The sequence below is a fragment of the Chromohalobacter nigrandesensis genome, assembly GCF_023061285.1.
Classification (GTDB): domain Bacteria; phylum Pseudomonadota; class Gammaproteobacteria; order Pseudomonadales; family Halomonadaceae; genus Chromohalobacter; species Chromohalobacter nigrandesensis.
The window spans coordinates 235,755-254,045 of sequence record NZ_JAKGAM010000004.1 but is presented as its reverse complement, the minus strand read 5'-3'; the positions used below and the strand labels follow the sequence as shown (position 1 = coordinate 254,045).

Below are 18,291 nucleotides of genomic sequence, written 5' to 3'. Positions count from 1 at the left end.
GCCGTTGGTGTTTAGAAGCCTCTACCCACATGCACGTCTAAGCAGTACAATTCGCGGCAAGAATCCATTCTTTTCAGTCAGATGCTTTATCAGCATCGACTGCCGCAAATCAGCGAAGTATATCGATGTCAGACACTCAAGTGGCTAAAGAAGCAGAATTACGCCGGACCTTCGCCATCATCTCGCACCCTGACGCCGGCAAGACCACCATTACCGAAAAAATGCTGCTGTTCGGCAACGCGATTCAGCTCGCCGGCTCGGTCAAAAGCAAGCGCGATGAGCGCCATGCCACGTCCGACTGGATGAAGATGGAGCAGGAGCGTGGCATCTCGGTGACGACATCCGTGATGCAGTTTCCGTATAACGGTCGGATCGTCAATCTGCTCGATACACCTGGCCACGAAGACTTCTCCGAGGATACCTATCGCACGCTGACGGCCGTGGATTCGGCACTGATGGTGATCGATGGCGCCAAAGGGGTCGAGGATCGCACCATCAAATTGATGGACGTCTGTCGTTTGCGCACGACGCCGATTCTGACATTCATTAATAAGATGGACCGCGATATCCGTGATCCGGTCGAAGTGATGGATGAGGTCGAAACGGTATTGAACATTCAATGTGCCCCGATGACTTGGCCGGTGGGAATGGGACGCCATTTTCGTGGCGTCTATCACCTCTATAATGATGTCATCCACCTTTACAAGCAGGGTCAGGGCAACCGGATCCCGGAAGATTTACGCATCGAAGGGCTCGATAGCCACGAGGTCGAGGAAACGCTGGGCAAGGATGCCGCTGAAGAATTGCGGGCGGAAGTCGAACTGGTCCGCGGCGCGTCTCATACTTTCGATCTCGATGCCTATCGCCGTGGCGAATTGACCCCTGTATATTTTGGAACGGCAATGGGGAATTTCGGGGTGCGTGAAATGCTCGATGGCTTCGTCGAATATGCGCCCTCACCGTTAGCGCGCGATACCGATAAGCGCACCGTCGAGGCAAGCGACGAACGTTTCACCGGTTTCGTTTTCAAGATTCAGGCCAACATGGATCCCAGGCACCGTGACCGTGTTGCCTTCCTGCGCGTATGTTCGGGCAAGTACGACAAGAACATGAAGATGCGCCACGTGCGCATCGGCAAAGACGTCAAGATTGCCGACGCGCTGACCTTCATGGCTTCCGACCGTTCGCATGTCGAAGAAGCCTGGCCCGGCGACATCATCGGCTTGCACAACCATGGCACGATTCAAATCGGCGATACGTTCACCCTGAACGAGGATATGCGCTTCACGGGTATCCCTCACTTTGCGCCCGAATTGTTCAAGCGTGTGCGATTGCGTGATCCGCTCAAGATGAAAGCCCTGCAAAAGGGATTGAAGCAGCTCTCGGAAGAGGGCGCGACGCAGGTGTTCATGCCGATGGACAACAACGACTTGATTGTCGGTGCCGTCGGGTCGCTGCAGTTCGATGTCGTCGCGCATCGCTTGAAGCAGGAATACAAGGTCGACTGTCTTTATGAGCCGGTCAATGTACAAACCGCGCGCTGGGTGTATTGTAACGATACCAAGATGCTCGATGAGCTGAAGCGCAAAGCCAGCACCAACCTCGCCTGGGATGGTGGGGACTATCTCACTTACCTGGCGCCGACGCGCGTCAACCTGCAGATGACGCAAGAGCGTTGGCCGGATGTCGAATTCCGTGCCACGCGTGAACACTGACGCCTCGCTAGCGCACCTGTCGCCGGCGCATTGTCTCGTGTGCGTCGGCGAGAGAGACATACTATGTCCGCAACGCTGATCGATGCCCATTGTCATCTTGACTTCGATGTCTTCGATGAAGACCGCAACGCTGTACTGGCGCGTGCGGCCAAGGCCGGGGTAGGGCATTGCATCGTTCCGGGGACGACGCGTGCGCGTTGGCCACGGGTAGCCGACCTTGGGCAACGCCCGGAGATCAGTGTCTGCTATGGGCTGCACCCTTACTTTCTTCAGGCACACGCGGCTGGAGATACCGACGCGCTTGAAGCTCAGCTCGACGCTCATCCGGATACCGTCGCCGTCGGTGAATGCGGCATCGATGCGCGTTTGGGTGATCTCGATCGTCAGTGGCAGCTTTTCGATGCGCAATTGCGTATCGCGAAACGTCGCCATCTGCCGGTCGTGATTCACTGCGTGCAAGCCAACGATCAGGTGGTCAAGCGCCTGCGTCAGCTCGCATTGCCCGCCGGCGGCCTGATACACGCGTTCTCGGGAAGCCCGGAGCAAGCTCGGGGATTTCTGGCGTTGGGATTCGTCCTCGGGCTCGGTGGGGGCGCGACCTATACACGCGCCCAGCGCCTGCATCGTGCTATACATTCGCTGCCCGACGATGGTTATGTACTCGAGACCGATAGTCCGGATATGCCGCTATGCGGCGCACAAGGCGTACGCAATGAGCCATCCGAGGTTCATGCTGTCTGCAAAACGGTGGCTGAGCTGCGGGGGCAGTCCTACGACATGGTGGCGACGCAGAGCACCGCCACCGCCCGCCGCCTATTCGGATTGGCGTAATATCAAGCGCTAAGGGACATGCTTTCCGGATCGACACGCTCGATTGCATAGGGCAACGCCAGGCGCTCGAGCGGCACGCCATCGATGTTGAGCTCGCGGGGTTCGTCGCGCTGGGTGATAATAGCGAGTACCTCGGCTTTTCCATCTGCGTTCAGGGCGGCGCACACAACGTCGCCTTGAGACTTGCCGTTAGCGTCATGCACGGGCGTGCCCGGCGCTGGTAACGTGGCGTTTTCCGACTGAGTACGCAGCAGACGCTTTTTGACCTGACCACGGAAATGCGCCCGCGCGACCACTTCTTGGCCGGTGTAGCAGCCTTTGCGAAAACTGATTCCGCCCAACGCTTCCCAATTGATCATCTGGGGGAGATAACTGTCACGTTGCGTCTCGCCCAGCCAAGCGAGGCCGGCCTGGATGTCCTGCAAACGCCATACTGCGTTGCCGACGGGCGTTGCGATGCCTTCGAAAGCCTTCCATGCGGACAAGGCCGTGTCCTCGGGAACGACGATCATGAAGCGATGAATCGGGCCTGGATGACGCAGGATGACCGCTGCATCGTTTTGAGCCATCGCCCATGTGGCTGGGGCCGTGACATGGAGTTGCGCCTCGACCTGGGCAGTCGCATCCTCGCCGAATACACCGAATATCCGCGTCGCCGGCTGCGTGATCTCGACCTTGTAGAAGGGAGCATATTTCGCGAGATGTGCATGCAACGGCTCGGCCACCCCACTATCCAGCACAAGCCAATAGCGTGTCTCGTCCACGCGCATCAATTGGCCATTGGCCAGCATGCGCCCCTTGGGAGAGCAAAACGCCGTCAAGGGCGCGAACTCGCCATCGACAAGCGTCACCTGGGCGCTAGTCTGACCCTGGAGAAAACGCTCGGCATCGGGGCCGGCAATTTCCATGATCGAGTACTGCGGCAACGGCGCAATTGCCGTGGACGACAAGGGCACGCGCGCCTCGGAAACGGCCTCACCGAAGTGCCACTCATTCTCCGCTGTGCGCACTAGCCCTTGCGCTTCTAGATGCCTGCTCCAATCGTTCATGGAATAACTCCGTATCGCGAACGCGACGGTCGCTCGACCGTATTCGAATGTCACTCTCGAATATCAGGGCGAGCAAGGGATTTTCCAACCATCGCGGCGCTGCCGTTGTGCCATGATAAACTGCCATCTGCAAACGAATGAACGGATGGAGGAGCTCCCATGGCGCATATAGTACTGACCTTCGAGCAGGTCGATAGTGCCGAGGATGTCAATCGCATCACCACGGCCCTGATGGAAATGGACGGCGTCGAGGAAGCCGAAGTCGGCCGTCATGGCGCCGAAGTCGAAGGGCGTGTGCGACGCGAGGCATTGCTGCGGACTGTCCAGGCACTGGGTTACAAGGCACACTGAGTGCCACAGGGAGGATGCCATGACAATCACGGTCATTGGATCGTTTCGCCAGCAGGCGACGGTGAGGGAGTTTGCGGCGTGGTCATTATCGACTTACCGTGACCCTGGCGTTCCAGGGCATCGATAATCCCGAAACTCTGAACCGTCTGCTCGAGATTGCCGACCGTTGCCCGATACAACGCCTGATGACCGCAAGCGACGTGAACATCACCACGCGCCCGGCCTGACCGCGAGCGCGGTCGAGGCTTGAATGGCCCTTACCTCGCCCTTATGTGAGACTCATGAGCAAACCCTTTCGCATTCAGTCGCAATTCCAGCCTGCGGGCGACCAGCCGTCGGCTATCGAGGGCTTGATCCACGGCTTCAACGCAGGACTGGCGCATCAAACACTGCTCGGGGTCACCGGGTCGGGGAAGACGTTTACCATGGCTAACGTGGTGGAGCGTCTGCAGCGTCCGACCATCGTCATGGCGCCGAACAAGACGCTGGCAGCCCAGCTTTACGGCGAGTTCAAGAGCTTCTTTCCCGATAACGCGGTCGAGTATTTCGTTTCGTATTACGACTACTATCAGCCGGAAGCCTATGTACCGTCGTCGGACACCTTCATCGAGAAGGATGCTTCGGTCAACGACCATATAGAGCAGATGCGTCTCTCGGCGACCAAAGCGCTTCTGGAACGTCGCGATGCGTTGATCGTGGTATCCGTCTCGGCCATTTACGGCTTGGGGGATCCCGATCAGTACCTGAAGATGCGTTTGCACTTCAACCGTGGCGAGCAGATCGATCAGCGCACCTTCCTGCGGCGTCTCGCCGAGCTGCAATATACCCGCAACGACATGGATTTCCGTCGCGGCACTTATCGCGTTCGGGGGGATGTCATCGACGTCTTCCCGGCGGATGCGGAAGATGAAGCGGTGCGGGTGGAGCTATTCGACGACGAGATTGAGACCATCAGCCTGTTTGACCCGTTGACCGGTGAAGTGCGTGGCAAGGTGCCGCGCATGACGATCTATCCCAAGAGCCACTACGTGACGCCGCACGAGACGATCCTCGGCGCCGTGGATGACATCAAGGCCGAACTGGCCGAGCGGTTGGACTGGTTGCGCAAGAACGACAAGCTCGTCGAAGCTCAGCGTCTCGAGCAGCGCACGCTTTATGACATCGAGATGATGCTCGAACTGGGATATTGCAACGGCATCGAGAACTACTCACGTTATCTATCGGGCCGTGCGCCAGGTGAGGCGCCCCCGACATTCTTCGATTACCTTCCGGATGACGCGCTGTTATTCATCGACGAATCCCACGTCAGCGTTCCCCAGGTAGGTGGCATGTACAAGGGTGACCGTTCACGCAAGGAAACGCTGGTCGAGTATGGGTTCCGGTTACCCTCGGCGCTGGACAATCGTCCCATGAAGTTCGAGGAGTGGGAGCGGATATGCCCGCAGGCAACCTTCGTTTCTGCGACGCCGGGCAAGTATGAGGCCGAACATGCTGGCCAGGTCGTTGAGCAGGTCGTGCGTCCCACCGGCTTGGTCGATCCTGAAATCGAAGTGCGGCCGGCGAGTACACAGGTAGACGATCTGCTCTCCGAGATTCGGTTGCGTACCGACGTGGGGGAGCGCGTTCTGGTGACGACGTTGACCAAGCGCATGGCCGAGGATCTCACCGAGTATTTCGGTGAGCACGATATCCGGGTCCGCTACCTGCACTCTGATATCGATACCGTCGAGCGCATAGAGATCATTCGCGATCTGCGGCTGGGCAAATTCGACGTACTCGTAGGCATCAACTTGCTGCGCGAGGGACTGGACATACCGGAAGTCTCGTTGGTGGCGATTCTCGATGCTGACAAGGAGGGCTTCCTGCGTGCCGAGCGCTCACTGGTACAGACGATCGGGCGTGCGGCGCGTAACGCGCACGGCAAGGCGATTCTCTACGGTGATCGAATAACGGATTCGATGCGTCGAGCGATGGATGAAACCGAGCGCCGGCGTGATAAACAGATCGCCTTCAACGAAGAGCATGGCATCACGCCCAAGACGGTGACAAAGTCGGTCGCCGATATCATGGAAGGGGCGCAGACTCCGGGCAAGAAGGTCGGGAACAAGCGGCCCGACAAGCGTGTTGCCGAAGCGCCGGGTGACTACAGTGCCGAGCAGCTCAATCGGATGGATGCTTCGGGTCTGACTCGCGAAATCGGCAAGCTCGAGGACGCCATGCACGAAGCTGCGCAGAACCTAGAGTTCGAAGAAGCCGCAAGGCTGCGTGATCAATTGCAATCCTTGAAAGCAAGGCTGCTTGAGTTGGGCTGATATGGAAAGCATAGATTTATACCGTTATCTCTTGTTACAAAAATCCCCAATAAAGCTAAACATCGGTTAATAGACGTTAGTGATCACCACAGGCGTGATCGCTCATTTTAGGTATAATCCTGCGCTTGTGTTTCTCGCGATGCTTCCTGACGGCACCTCGCGAGATCTTACTCATAAGAAGGAGTTCCTTTCATGACCGTGATACGCCAGGATGATGTAATCCAGAGCGTGGCCGATGCCTTGCAGTTTATTTCCTACTACCATCCCAAAGACTTCATCGACGCCATGCACGAGGCGTATCAGCGTGAGGAAAATCCAGCCGCTCGCGACGCCATCGCCCAGATCCTGATCAACTCTAGAATGTGTGCCGAAGGCCATCGGCCGATCTGTCAGGACACCGGCATCGTGACCGTATTCGTCGAAATCGGCATGAACGTCCGGTGGGAAGCCGACATGAGCCTCGACGATATGATCAACGAAGGCGTCCGCCAAGCGTATCAGCTTCCCGATAATGTGCTGCGCGCCTCGGTATTGGCCGATCCCAACGGTAAACGTCAGAATACCGGCGACAATACGCCAGCCGTCATCCATCACAAGCTAGTTCCCGGCGATCAGATCGAGATCCATGTCGCGGCAAAAGGGGGCGGGAGCGAGGCCAAGTCCAAGTTCGCGATGCTCAATCCCTCCGACAATGTCGCCGAATGGGTCCTGGAACAGCTACCCAAGATGGGGGCAGGGTGGTGCCCGCCGGGCATGCTGGGCATCGGCATTGGCGGCACCGCCGAAAAGGCCATGGAACTCGCCAAGGAAGCCTTGCTCGATCCCATCGATATTCAGGATCTCAAAGCACGTGGCGCCGCGAACCGGGCCGAGGAACTGCGTCTCGAGCTTTTCGAGCAAGTCAATCGCACCGGCATCGGCGCGCAAGGGCTGGGTGGGCTGACGACCGTGCTCGATATCAAGGTCAAGGATTATCCTACCCACGCTGCCAACAAGCCGGTCGCCATTATTCCCAACTGCGCGGCCACGCGTCACGTGCATTTCACGCTGGATGGCAGCGGCACGGCATCGCTCCCCGCCCCGAAGCTGGAAGACTGGCCGCAAATCACGCGTGAAATGGGTGACAACGTCAAGCGGGTGAACCTGGACACCGTCACGGCTGAAGAAGCGGCTTCCTGGCAGCCGGGCGATACACTGCTGCTCAATGGCAAACTACTGACCGGCCGTGATGCCGCGCACAAGCGCATGGTCGACATGCTGGCCAAAGGCGAACCACTGCCCGTCGATCTGCGGGGACGCTTCATCTATTACGTTGGCCCCGTCGATCCGGTGGGCGATGAAGTCGTCGGCCCTGCCGGCCCCACGACCGCCACACGCATGGACAAGTTCACGCGCACCATGCTCGAGCAGACAGGCCTTCAGGGGATGGTCGGCAAAGCCGAGCGGGGGCCGATGGCAATCGAGGCGATCCGTGACAACAAGGCCGTTTATCTGATGGCGGTCGGGGGCGCTGCATACCTGGTGGCGCAAGCGATCAAGAAGTCTCGCGTGGTCGCCTTCGAGGATCTCGGCATGGAAGCGATCTATGAGTTCGATGTCGAAGACATGCCGGTGACCGTCGCCGTCGACAGCCAAGGCGAATCGGTCCATCAGATCGGTCCGGCGAAATGGAAAGAGATCATCGCCGCGAGTGCATGATCATGCGATGATCGTTGCTTCAGGCTCCGTCCACACGGGGCCTGATTTTTAGCCAGCGGGCGCTTCGAAGGTTTCAGGGAGGAGCCGACATGACATCCGGGCTGATCGGTATCCTGATCGTAACGATCCATGTGCTGGGTGCGTTGTCTGCCATCATGGCATTGATGTCGAGCCGTACTTCACAAGGGGCGGTTGCCTGGATCGTCACGCTGTTGACCTTTCCCTATCTGGCCGTCCCTATCTACTGGATCTTCGGTCGTCCGCGTTTTTACGGGTATACCTCCGCCCGCGGTGAACGCGACACCGTACTACGCCAGGTACTATTGCGTTTCAGGCCGCGGCTCGAGCCTTTCTTTTCTCGTCCCTCGTTTGACACTACGCGTATTCAGGCCGTGGAGCGCCTAGCCATGATGCCCATGAGCACTGGCAATCGCGCCGAGCTGCTCATCGATGGAGACGAAACCTTTCAGAGCTTGCTGAGGGGAATCGATGCGGCACGCGAATATATTCTCGTGCAGTTTTTCATTTACCGCGCCGATGAAATCGGCACCTTGTTCAAGCAGCACTTGATGCGTCGAGCCGAGCAAGGTGTGAGGGTGTGCCTGCTTTACGATGAAATCGGCAGTCGCAGTCTATCCAATGATTACTTGCGCGAGTTAGCGGAAGCCGGCGTCGAAGTGACGGCCTTCAACTCGTCGCGCGGCTGGCGGCACCGTTTCCAGATCAACTTCCGCAATCATCGCAAGATTCTGGTCGTCGATGGCCGCGAAGGATGGACCGGTGGCTTCAACGTGGCCGATGAGTATCTGGGACGGGTGGCGCGATACGGCTCCTGGCGCGACACCCATCTGAAGCTCACCGGACCGAGCGTCATGGGATTGCAGGAGGCCTTCTGGGAGGACTGGTACTGGGCCACCGACGAGATTCTGTCACTGAACTGGGAACCGTCGATCACCTGCGAGGAGTGCCAGCACGTGGTGATCGTGCCCTCCGGTCCGGCCGATAACTGCGAGACGGCAAGCCTGTTGATTCAGCATGTCATTCACGGGGCCCATGAACGACTGTGGGTGACCAGCCCGTACTTCGTCCCCGACCAGGGAGTACAAGATGCCTTGAAGCTTGCCGCATTGCGGGGGGTCGATGTGCGCGTGATGATTCCCGAGCGTCCCGATCACTTGCTGGTCTTCCTCTCCGCCTTTTCCTTCTTGCCCGAAATGATTCGCCACGGCGTACGTATTTTTCGCTATCAACCGGGGTTCCTGCACCAGAAAGTCGTCCTGGTCGATCACGAGACGGCACTGGTCGGATCGGTCAATCTCGATAATCGCTCGTTTCGGCTCAACTTCGAGATTACCGCCTATGTGCCCGATGCGTCGTTTGCCAGCCAAGTCGAGGATATGCTGCGCCGGGATCTTGCGGTCTGTCGAGAGGTCTCGCTGGATGAACTCAACAATCGTCCCATCTGGCGTAAGCTCGTCTCTCGGGCGGCGTATCTGCTAGCGCCCGTACAATGACATCTGCAGCGTGTCGGGATACGACGTCTATGGCATGCTTTGCGTCTTTCGTACATTTATTACGTGACCACCAGGAGTACCGGTGAATCTTGAAACCAAGTGGCTCGAAGATTTCGTGGCCCTCGCCAATACACGCAGTTTTTCCGCGTCAGCGAGACAACGCCACGTCACTCAACCCGCTTTCAGCCGACGCATTCGCTCCCTGGAACAAGCCGTGGGTGCCACCCTGGTCGATCGGTCCACGACGCCTATCGGGCTGACTCCGGAAGGGCAGCTATTTCTGGTCACGGCACGTAGCATGGTCGAGCAGTTGAGTGAATGTCTCGCTCACTTGCGTGGCCTATCGATGGCCAACGAAGCGCTCGATATCGTCGCAGCACACTCGCTGGCGTTGACGTTTTTCCCACGCTGGATTTCGCGCCTGCAGAAGGGCGTGGGTGAACTTCCGACGCGACTAGTGGCCATGAACGTGGGGGACGCCATCCACGTGTTGCGTGAAGGCAACTGTGACCTGATGCTGGCGTATTATGACCCCTATGCCAGCATGCAGCTCGATGGCGAGGCCTTTCCTTCATTCTCCATCGGTCAGGTAAAAATGCTGCCGGTTTGCGTGCCCAACGACGACGGCTCCCCACGCTTCGCGCTGGATGACGAGGCGAGTATTCCGTTTCTCGCCTATACCCAAGGGGCTTTTCTGGGACGTAGCGTGCGCATGCTGCTCAAGAACGACCCGCTACGCATGCGCCTCAAGACCGTCTATGAGACCGCCATGGCGGAAGGTCTCAAGGGCATGGCCCTGCAAGGGGTCGGCATGGCGTGGATTCCCGATTTCTGTATACGCGAAGAACTCGCCGCAGGGCGCTTGGTCCGCGCGGGAGACGCGCAATGGGACATTCCCCTGGAGATTCGCCTGTATCGATGTTCGCTGGTGCACAAGCCCGGCGTCGAGAAACTCTGGCGGCAGATGATGAAGCTGCCACGCGATTTTCTGCAGGCATGAACACCTGACAGCGAGTCGCGTCACGGCGTCGCCATGCCGGCCGGCAAGCCTAGAAAGTTCTGAATGATGAAGAAATGATCTTCGAACAATGCCTCGGGGTCGAGGTCTGCCAACGCCACCCAATGGGCTTGTTCGCCACTGCGCGAAGGCTTGAGCTGGGGGAGTTGCTGTTCGGGCCGTAGGGCGAAATAGAAAGCCTGCGCCAGAGTTCGGCCACGCCAGCTGCGGTGAGGCTCATCGAACAAGCGCTGACCGCGTAGCGAGCCTTTGAGCACGGCCTCGGGAATCTTCAAGCGCACCCGATCACGCAGCTCGCGCAGGCAGGCATCCAACAAGCGCTCCTGGGGCTGAATGAAGCCTCCCGGCAAAGCAAGCAACCCCTTGCCGGGCGCCGCTCGCCGCTCGACCAGCAGCACATGCCCGGATTGCACCACGACGGCATCGACGGTCACGAACACCGGCGGATAGGGCGCCTGCGCCCAGGCCTCACGATACTGCTCAAGCAGATGCTGCTCTTCCCACAATTGTGCGCATTCGGGTGTTTCGAGAAAGCGCCGCAGCACATCGCAGACCGGTGCCGGCAAGCCGCTGATTTCTTCGCGTGCCAAGTAATCGCCCGCCAATGCCGGCTGCCCGAACAATGCCTCGCGAATCCGACTCGCCGAGACGTCGCTGACCAGCGGCACGCTGACCGACTCCCACTGCGGAAACAGCGTGAGATAGTAGCTCGACTGACCGCGACTGGCGCCGATCAATCCGATCCGTGGTAACCGACCCTGTTGGGGAACGACCACATCGCGCACCCGGCGCTGCACATCGCGCACCCAGACATCGTTGTTGTAGAGCGCATCCAGTAACGGCGTGATTTCGAGTCGCGCGTTATCCTCGCCATCGAAGCATGCACGCAACATGTCTCGACGTTCCTCGAAACGCCACGGGTTGCGCAGCGAACGGGCTTGCCAGGCAGACCCCACCATCACGATCACTTGCCGTGCCTGCTGCAATGCCTCGCGGATGACAGTGATATGCCCTCGATGCGGCGGCTGGAAACGCCCGATGAAGACCAGACAATCGAAAGCATAGGGTGTATCGGAAGAGGGGAAGGATGTGGTGGTGTTGGACATGAAAGCTCCGTTGGCAGGGCCGAGCCATTATGGGCAGCCACTCGGGGCTCTGCAATATAAGCAGTGGCCGGGGCATCTGCGCTATCCTGAGACAAAGCCACGTTGTGTTCGTCATTCATCATGTTCGACAAGGGGAGTCCGTGATTAATCTTTCGCCGCGCTATTGGTACCGAATCGTCGTCAATGCCACGACCTTGTGGCTTGAACACAATGCGTTCAGCTACGCGGGTTCCTTGGCGTTTTACACCCTATTTTCACTAGCGCCGACGATCATCATTGCCGTCACCGTGATTGGGCTGGTACTGGGCGAGAATGCTGCGCAAGGCCAGATCGTGGCGCAGCTAGAGGATACCATGGGTCAGGACGCCGCCATGGCGATTCAGCAAGCGGTGGCGCAGTCGCGCATCGAAAGCTCCGGCATCTTGCCAACCTTGCTCGGCATCAGCGCGCTGGTGATCGGGGCCACAACCGTCTTCGCACAGATGCAGTTCTCCCTCAATACGCTCTGGGGCGTAACGGCGCGTCCCGATCGCAATGGCTTTTGGTTGTTCATCAAGAAGCGTCTACTATCGCTGACCGTGGTGCTGGCAGTGGGTTTCATCCTCATGGTGTCGTTGGTGCTGGGCGTGATGCTGCAAGCCTTTTTCAGGTATGCAAGCGACTGGCTACCGGGTATCAACGCGCTCTTGGGCAGCGCCGAATTCCTCGTCTCGCTGGCAGTGATTGCGCTGTTTTTCGCCGCTATTTTCAAGGTATTGCCGGATGTCGTCGTCAGTTGGCGAGATGTTATGGTTGGCGCGGTCGTAACGGCGGTGCTATTTGCAATAGGGCGTTACGCCATTGCCGCATATCTTGCCTATACCGCTACGGCGTCGACATACGGCGCGGCGGGCTCGGTCGTGCTGGTACTGCTGTGGGTTTACTACAGCTCGCTGATTCTGCTGTATGGCGCTGCTTTCACTCGCACCCATCTCGAAGCGCGTGGCAAGCGTATTGTGCCGCGCAACTCTGCAGTCCTGGTCAAGCGTGAATTCGTGGATTCTTCAGGATATACGGCCGCCAGCGCGACGCCTGAAAGCAAAGGAGAGGGCCATGCATGAATATTGTCTCAAGGCGTGGGTCACCGGCCGCGTGCAAGGCGTTGGATTTCGCGCCGCGACACGCGATCAAGCGTTAAAGGAAGAACTCAAAGGGTATGCCCGGAACCTCGGCGACGGCCGCGTCGAAGTAATGCTGTGCGGCGAGCAGGCGGCCGTCGACCGTGTCGTGCGCTGGTTATGGCAAGGGCCGCCGGCGTCGCGCGTTACCCATGTCGAGTGTGAAAAAGTCGAGGTCACGCCTCCGAGTACCTTCGAGCTCGGTTGAAACGGCCTCCGCCGCGTTCCACCAGCTATGGGCAGAAAAGGCGGGGCAACGGGCTCTCAGCGGGTCAGCGTCTCGACGATCCAGTCCACGACGGCCTCACCCTCGGCGTTCATGCACACATCGACGAGCGGTGTGCGTGACCAACGGGGATCGATGAAAGCACGCTCTTGCGGCGCAAACAGCGTCTGGCCTTCGGCGTCTCCATCGGTGACGACATTCAAGTGTCCGCGCCTGGTGGTGAAGAGTTCCGGGCGCATCAGCCACGCCAAGGCACAGCTGTCGTGCGGGCAACAGCCATCGATATCCAGCGCGGTACGATAGAAGGCGCGATAGAACGCATAGCTGCCGGCCAGCACCTCGCCCAGCTTGCCTTGGGCGGCGGCGATCTTGTCCATTTGCGCGGGCCCCAGCACGCAGCGATGCGTGGCATCCAGCCCCACCAGGGTCAGTGGCCAGCCTGCCGTCAATACGCGTGCCGCAGCATGCGGATCATTGAAGATATTGGCTTCGGCGACGGGCGTGACGTTGCCACCCTCGCGAATCGCTCCCCCCATGACGACGATCTGTTTGACTCGCTCGACGATGCCCGGGTCGAGCTGCAGCGCAGCGGCCAAGTTACCCAGCGGACCCACGGCGACCAGGGTGACCTCGCCGGGGCGGGCATTGATCTGCTCGACGATGAACTGTGGCGCACTGATCGTCTCCGCATGATGCGTCGGTACCGGCAAGGGATGATTGCCCAGCCCGTTATCGCCATGGATATGCGCCGGCGCCGGATGCTTGAGCTTGACCAGGGGCGCTGCGGCACCCTGCGCGACGGGAATGCGCTGGTCGGCGAGCTCGGCGAGCAGCAATGCATTGGTGGTGGCAGTCTCGATATCGACATTGCCATAGGTCGTGGTCATGCCGAGAAGTTCGATCTCGGGATGCCCCAGGGCGATGGCAATGGCTTGGGCGTCGTCTACGCCGGGGTCGGTATCGAAAATCAGCGGAATGCTCATAGATGTCCTGTTGCAAATAATGTTCAAGTAACCAAAAGACGGTACCGCGAGAGTCAACGGCGCAAGATATCGCGCGCCGGCCAATCACGAGAGGTCGCTGCGACCTCGCTGGCAAGCGGGATGCTGGGTGCTGCGCCGGCGCATTGCACGCACAAGGCCGCAGCAGCGCTCGCTTCATACAGGCACGTCTCGATGGGGTCGCTGCGTTGGCGTGCAGCCATGAAGTAACCGATGAAGGTATCGCCCGCCGCAGTCGTGTCCACGGCTTCAACAGGGAACGCAGGAAGTTCGAGGCGCTGGGCACCATGCTGATAACGCACGCCATCACGTCCCAGCGTCAACACCAGCTCCACCTCGGGCAGCCGTCGAGAGAGAACCTCCATGAGTTCGTCGGCCCCGGCGTGTTCGTCGAGCCCCGCCAACGCTGCAGCTTCGCCACGATTGAGGAACAGCATCTGGCACAATTCGAGGGGCAGAGAGTGCACGTTGGCGCCGAGCGGCGCGGGATTGAAGGCGATACGCATGCCGTGGTGCGAGGCGAGGGCCATGACGTTTTCGAGCGCATTGCATTCGTTTTGCAGCAATAACCAATCGTCAGGACTGACCGAGGGCATCAAGGCATCGAGGTGACGTTCACTGAAGCCATGATTGGCGCCGGGATAGAGAATGATGGCATTTTCGGCGTGATCGTCGACCTGAATGATGGCATGCCCGCTGGCATCGGCGGTGAGTTCGATCGCAGACGTATTGACGCCCGCCTGAGCAAGGATTTCCAGCACCCAGCGATCGTTCTGAGATACACGTCCCCAATGCGTCACGTCACCATCTGCTCGAGCCATGGCCAATGATTGATTGGCACCTTTACCGCCCAGCACCTGCGTGAAGCTCTGGCTGGATAGTGTCTCGCCGGGCCGCACCAGATGACTGACGCGGTAGACATGATCGATATTGATGGAACCGTAGTTGTAAAGCATGCAAGCTCCCGACCGTAGAAATCATGTATTAAGTACGCGAAGCGAGCCATTGGTGCAGGTTGTCGCGCGTCAGGCTGACAACATTGGCGCGAGCCTCCGGCGAGATCCAAGCGCTGTGCGGGGTGACGATGAGATTGAGCGCCTCGTCCATGGCGCCAATCAGCGCATGCCCCTTACGCGGGGGTTCTTCGGGCAAGCTATCGACGCCGAGCCCGCCAAGCGAGCCGCCACGTAGCGCGTCCAACGCGGCGCTTTCGTCTATGATACCGCCGCGCGCGCAATTGAGCAGCAAGGCGCTGGGCTTGAAACGGGCCAGCATCTCGGCGTCGACGAGATGCCGTGTCTGCTCCGTCAACGGGCAGTGCAGGCTCAATACATCGAGCTCGCCAGCCAGCGAGGCGAGGGAAGGGCGCGAATCCTGCGCTTCGTTGCCGGGGCGTGCAGCAAAGGTGACGCGCATGCCGAAAGCCTCGGCCAACTGCGCCACGGCACGACCGAGTTCGCCATGGCCGACGATGACCAGATGTTTGTCGGCCAGTTGCAAGGTGCGATGATCGAGCAGGCAGAACAAGGCGCTATCGTTCCAGCGCCCAGCAGCGACATCGCGCATGTAAAGCGGTAGACGATTGGCCAGTGCAAGCATCAACATCAGGGTATGTTGCGCTACGCTCGCCGTGCCGTAGGCGGAGACGTTACGCACTTCGATACCCTGGGCTCGGGCAGTCTCCATGTCGATATTGTTGGTCCCCGTCGCCAACACGCAGATCAATTTAAGATCGGGCAGGGACGCGAGCAGATCGCCGTCCAGTACCACCTTGTTGGTAATCGCGATATCCGCATTGGCGAGACGCTCCTGGCGTTTATCGGCAGCGGTATGCGCATGGACCTCGAGGTTGTCGACCGCTGCGTGCAGCGGCGAGAGATCGATATCGTCGCCGAGGCTGGCGGCATCGAGAATCACGGCTTTCATGCGACATCCTTTTCTTTTAACGAAGTGGAGTGGGGCTGGCATCGTAGCGGCAAACTACATGATATCGAACCCTGATACGCTTGCCCGCTGGGTGGCGCAACGCGCTATAATGAGCGGCTTTAAGAAAAGGCTTGGAAAGTGCGATCTCCGGCCCTATATCCCTGCCACCGCGCGAACGTCGCGCGGGCGCTTCTTGATGACATGAATGGTGAGAACCATGCCCATCTACGAGTATGAGTGCAAGGCCTGCGGCCATCGCCTGGAAAAGCTGCAGAAAGTCAGCGCGGCAGCGTTGACCGATTGTCCACGCTGCGAGCGCGCAGAATTATCACGCTTGGTTTCCGCGGCGGGCTTTCGCCTGGCCGGCGGCGGATGGTATGAAACCGACTTCAAATCGGGGCAAAAACGCAATCTCGCGGGAGAGGCCTCCGCGCCTTCCACATCTACAGAGACTGGCGGCAAGACACCCGCCTGATGCGTTCGGCGCCGTTCGGGCGGCGCCGAATCGCCCCATGAAACACGCAACGAAACAGGATAAGACATGCGCAGTCACTATTGCGGTCAATTGAACGAAACCCAGGTGGATAAGGAAGTCGCACTCTGCGGCTGGGTACATCGTCGTCGCGACCACGGGGGAGTGATCTTCCTCGATTTGCGCGACCGCGATGGTATCGCCCAGATCGTCGTCGATCCCGATACTCCCGAGGCGTTCGCCAATGCCGATCGTGCCCGCAACGAGTTTGTACTGCGCATTCGCGGACGCATTCGCCTGCGTCCCGACGGTACCCAGAACCCCAACATGCCCACCGGCATGATCGAAGTGCTGGCATCAGACGTCGAAGTGCTCAACACGGCCGCCACGCCGCCGTTCCAGCTCGACGAGCACGGCAAGGTCGGCGAGGAGATCCGTCTCAAGCATCGTTATATCGATCTGCGTCGCCCGGAAATGATCGACAAGCTGCGGTTGCGCTCGCGGATCACGCACAGCGTACGCGCCTATCTCGAGGCCCAGGGCTTTCTGGATATAGAGACGCCGATTCTGACGCGTGCCACGCCGGAGGGGGCCCGCGACTACCTGGTGCCGAGCCGTACGCATCCGGGTGAGTTCTTCGCCTTGCCGCAGTCACCGCAGCTATTCAAGCAGCTATTGATGGTCTCGGGCTTCGACCGTTACTACCAGATTGCCAAGTGCTTCCGTGACGAAGACCTGCGCGCCGATCGCCAGCCCGAGTTTACTCAGATCGACCTGGAAGCCTCGTTCGTCGAAGAAAGCGACATCATGTCCTTGACCGAAGGCATGATCTGTCAGTTGTTCCAGGAAGTGCTCGATGTCAACCTGCCGGCATTCCCCAAGATGCCGTACAGCGAAGCGATGAACCGTTACGGCTCGGACAAGCCCGACTTGCGTATCCCGCTCGAGCTGGTCGATGTCAACGACCTGATGCGTGATGTCGACTTCAAGGTGTTTTCCGGTCCGGCCAAGGCCGATGACGGGCGCGTCGCGGCGCTCAAGGTCACCGGCGGCGCCAAGCTGTCACGCAAGGACATCGACGCCTACACCGATTTCGTCAACATCTACGGTGCCAAGGGGCTGGCCTGGATCAAGGTCAACGAGCGTGCCAAGGGCATCGAAGGGCTGCAGTCGCCCATCGTCAAGTTCATGGAAGGCATCATCGAGCCGTTGCTCGACCGCGTGGGAGCCGAGGATGGCGACATCATCTTCTTCGGCGCCGACAAGACCCGCGTCGTCAATGAGGCGTTGGGCGCGTTGCGCGTCAAGCTGGGTGAGGATCTCGATCTTTATACTCAGGACTGGGCGCCGTTGTGGGTCGTGGACTTCCCCATGTTCGAAGCCGACGATGCCGGCCGCCTGGCGGCTTTGCACCATCCGTTTACCGCACCGTCGTGCACGCCGGAGGCATTCAAGTCAGAACCCGCCAAGGCGCTGTCGCGTGCCTATGACATGGTGTTGAACGGTACCGAGCTGGGCGGCGGCTCGATCCGTATCCACGATCAAGCCATGCAGCGTGCAGTCTTCGAGGTGCTGGGCATCGGTGAGGAAGAAGCCGAGGAGAAGTTCGGCTTCCTGCTCGATGCTCTTCGCTTTGGCGCACCGCCGCATGGCGGACTGGCCTTCGGCCTCGACCGTCTGGTCATGCTGATGAGCGGTGCCAAGACGATTCGTGAAGTGATCGCCTTCCCCAAGACGCAGAGCGCCGCCTGCCTGATGACCGACGCGCCAGGCGAGGTCAGCGCCGAGCAGCTCAAGGAACTCAACATCCGCCTGCGCCCGAAGGCGCAGCAAGGTGGCAACGGCGAGGTCTGACGAACGCCGCTTGTGCCACGTTCTTCTCGTTTTCCCGGCGTCGAGGCGACGCCGGGTGTCC

At 59.4% G+C, this 18,291-nt stretch carries 17 protein-coding genes; 12 read left to right on the top strand and 5 right to left on the bottom strand.

Annotation, left to right across the window (positions count from 1 at the left end):
• The first annotated feature begins 125 nt into the window (after positions 1-125).
• Both L1073_RS08090 and L1073_RS08085 read left to right on the top strand, forming a co-directional pair.
• Positions 126-1,715, top strand: a complete 1,590-nt coding sequence (locus L1073_RS08090) for a peptide chain release factor 3 (protein WP_246898279.1) — start codon at positions 126-128, stop codon at positions 1,713-1,715.
• Positions 1,716-1,778: 63 nt separating this feature from the next.
• Positions 1,779-2,546, top strand: a complete 768-nt coding sequence (locus tag L1073_RS08085; RefSeq protein ID WP_246898278.1) for a TatD family hydrolase — start codon at positions 1,779-1,781, stop codon at positions 2,544-2,546.
• Between the two features lie 2 nt (positions 2,547-2,548).
• Here L1073_RS08085 and ygfZ read toward each other — a convergent pair whose 3' ends face one another.
• A complete protein-coding gene (ygfZ, locus tag L1073_RS08080) occupies positions 2,549-3,595 on the bottom strand; it encodes a CAF17-like 4Fe-4S cluster assembly/insertion protein YgfZ (protein ID WP_246898277.1) in 1,047 nt (348 codons plus the stop codon).
• Between the two features lie 159 nt (positions 3,596-3,754).
• Between ygfZ and L1073_RS08075 the strand changes: the two genes are divergently transcribed.
• The 6 genes from L1073_RS08075 (at position 3,755) to L1073_RS08055 (ending at position 10,470) form a co-directional block, all read left to right on the top strand.
• Positions 3,755-3,946 carry a hypothetical protein gene (locus L1073_RS08075; protein ID WP_246898275.1) on the top strand — a complete coding sequence of 64 codons (192 nt, stop codon included), beginning with the start codon at positions 3,755-3,757 and terminating at the stop codon, positions 3,944-3,946.
• Between the two features lie 98 nt (positions 3,947-4,044).
• Positions 4,045-4,173, top strand: a complete 129-nt coding sequence (locus L1073_RS17225; RefSeq protein WP_281506021.1) for a hypothetical protein — start codon at positions 4,045-4,047, stop codon at positions 4,171-4,173.
• Positions 4,174-4,227: 54 nt separating this feature from the next.
• Positions 4,228-6,258, top strand: a complete 2,031-nt coding sequence (uvrB, locus tag L1073_RS08070; RefSeq protein ID WP_246898274.1) for an excinuclease ABC subunit UvrB — start codon at positions 4,228-4,230, stop codon at positions 6,256-6,258.
• 192 nt (positions 6,259-6,450) lie between these two features.
• Entirely contained in the window at positions 6,451-7,956 is a 1,506-nt protein-coding gene (locus L1073_RS08065) for a fumarate hydratase (protein ID WP_246898272.1), read from the top strand.
• Positions 7,957-8,045: 89 nt separating this feature from the next.
• Positions 8,046-9,470 (top strand): cardiolipin synthase, encoded by a 1,425-nt coding sequence (gene cls, locus L1073_RS08060; RefSeq protein ID WP_246898271.1) that lies wholly within the window; start codon positions 8,046-8,048, stop codon positions 9,468-9,470.
• 82 nt (positions 9,471-9,552) lie between these two features.
• Positions 9,553-10,470: a LysR substrate-binding domain-containing protein gene (locus L1073_RS08055; RefSeq protein ID WP_246898269.1), complete on the top strand. Its 918-nt coding sequence runs from the start codon at positions 9,553-9,555 to the stop codon at positions 10,468-10,470.
• A gap of 20 nt (positions 10,471-10,490) precedes the next feature.
• Here the strand turns inward: L1073_RS08055 and L1073_RS08050 are convergent, their stop codons facing one another.
• Entirely contained in the window at positions 10,491-11,594 is a 1,104-nt protein-coding gene (locus L1073_RS08050; RefSeq protein ID WP_246898268.1) for a bifunctional nicotinamide-nucleotide adenylyltransferase/Nudix hydroxylase, read from the bottom strand.
• 140 nt (positions 11,595-11,734) lie between these two features.
• Between L1073_RS08050 and L1073_RS08045 the strand changes: the two genes are divergently transcribed.
• Positions 11,735-12,694, top strand: coding sequence for a YihY/virulence factor BrkB family protein (locus L1073_RS08045; protein ID WP_246898267.1), 960 nt, complete (start codon positions 11,735-11,737; stop codon positions 12,692-12,694).
• Positions 12,687-12,959 (top strand): acylphosphatase, encoded by a 273-nt coding sequence (yccX, locus tag L1073_RS08040; protein WP_246898266.1) that lies wholly within the window; start codon positions 12,687-12,689, stop codon positions 12,957-12,959. Before L1073_RS08045 ends, yccX begins: the two co-directional genes overlap by 8 nt.
• A 56-nt stretch (positions 12,960-13,015) precedes the next feature.
• Here the strand turns inward: yccX and L1073_RS08035 are convergent, their stop codons facing one another.
• The 3 genes from L1073_RS08035 to L1073_RS08025 are packed head-to-tail and all read right to left on the bottom strand — an operon-like array spanning position 13,016 to position 15,904.
• Entirely contained in the window at positions 13,016-13,960 is a 945-nt protein-coding gene (locus tag L1073_RS08035) for a nucleoside hydrolase (RefSeq protein ID WP_246898265.1), read from the bottom strand.
• A 53-nt stretch (positions 13,961-14,013) separates the two neighbouring features.
• Entirely contained in the window at positions 14,014-14,934 is a 921-nt protein-coding gene (locus tag L1073_RS08030; RefSeq protein WP_246898264.1) for a ribokinase, read from the bottom strand.
• A 28-nt stretch (positions 14,935-14,962) separates the two neighbouring features.
• Positions 14,963-15,904, bottom strand: a complete 942-nt coding sequence (locus L1073_RS08025; protein WP_246898263.1) for an NAD(P)-dependent oxidoreductase — start codon at positions 15,902-15,904, stop codon at positions 14,963-14,965.
• Positions 15,905-16,121: 217 nt separating this feature from the next.
• On the opposite strand from L1073_RS08025, the gene L1073_RS08020 reads away from it, so the two are divergent.
• Together L1073_RS08020 and aspS are read left to right on the top strand one after the other, a co-directional pair.
• A complete protein-coding gene (locus L1073_RS08020) occupies positions 16,122-16,379 on the top strand; it encodes an FmdB family zinc ribbon protein (protein ID WP_246898261.1) in 258 nt (85 codons plus the stop codon).
• Positions 16,380-16,445: 66 nt separating this feature from the next.
• Complete coding sequence (aspS, locus tag L1073_RS08015) at positions 16,446-18,230, top strand: aspartate--tRNA ligase (protein ID WP_246898260.1); 1,785 nt, start codon at positions 16,446-16,448, stop codon at positions 18,228-18,230.
• Positions 18,231-18,291 lie beyond the last annotated feature (61 nt).

Coding starts and splice junctions, on each gene's coding strand:
- L1073_RS08090 (WP_246898279.1), top strand. CDS start 126: ATGTCAGACACTCAAGTGGCTAAAGAAGCAGAATTACGCCGGACCTTC.
- L1073_RS08085 (WP_246898278.1), top strand. CDS start 1,779: ATGTCCGCAACGCTGATCGATGCCCATTGTCATCTTGACTTCGATGTC.
- ygfZ (WP_246898277.1), bottom strand. CDS start 3,595: ATGAACGATTGGAGCAGGCATCTAGAAGCGCAAGGGCTAGTGCGCACA.
- L1073_RS08075 (WP_246898275.1), top strand. CDS start 3,755: ATGGCGCATATAGTACTGACCTTCGAGCAGGTCGATAGTGCCGAGGAT.
- uvrB (WP_246898274.1), top strand. CDS start 4,228: ATGAGCAAACCCTTTCGCATTCAGTCGCAATTCCAGCCTGCGGGCGAC.
- L1073_RS08065 (WP_246898272.1), top strand. CDS start 6,451: ATGACCGTGATACGCCAGGATGATGTAATCCAGAGCGTGGCCGATGCC.
- cls (WP_246898271.1), top strand. CDS start 8,046: ATGACATCCGGGCTGATCGGTATCCTGATCGTAACGATCCATGTGCTG.
- L1073_RS08050 (WP_246898268.1), bottom strand. CDS start 11,594: ATGTCCAACACCACCACATCCTTCCCCTCTTCCGATACACCCTATGCT.
- yccX (WP_246898266.1), top strand. CDS start 12,687: ATGCATGAATATTGTCTCAAGGCGTGGGTCACCGGCCGCGTGCAAGGC.
- L1073_RS08035 (WP_246898265.1), bottom strand. CDS start 13,960: ATGAGCATTCCGCTGATTTTCGATACCGACCCCGGCGTAGACGACGCC.
- L1073_RS08030 (WP_246898264.1), bottom strand. CDS start 14,934: ATGCTTTACAACTACGGTTCCATCAATATCGATCATGTCTACCGCGTC.
- L1073_RS08025 (WP_246898263.1), bottom strand. CDS start 15,904: ATGAAAGCCGTGATTCTCGATGCCGCCAGCCTCGGCGACGATATCGAT.
- L1073_RS08020 (WP_246898261.1), top strand. CDS start 16,122: ATGCCCATCTACGAGTATGAGTGCAAGGCCTGCGGCCATCGCCTGGAA.
- aspS (WP_246898260.1), top strand. CDS start 16,446: ATGCGCAGTCACTATTGCGGTCAATTGAACGAAACCCAGGTGGATAAG.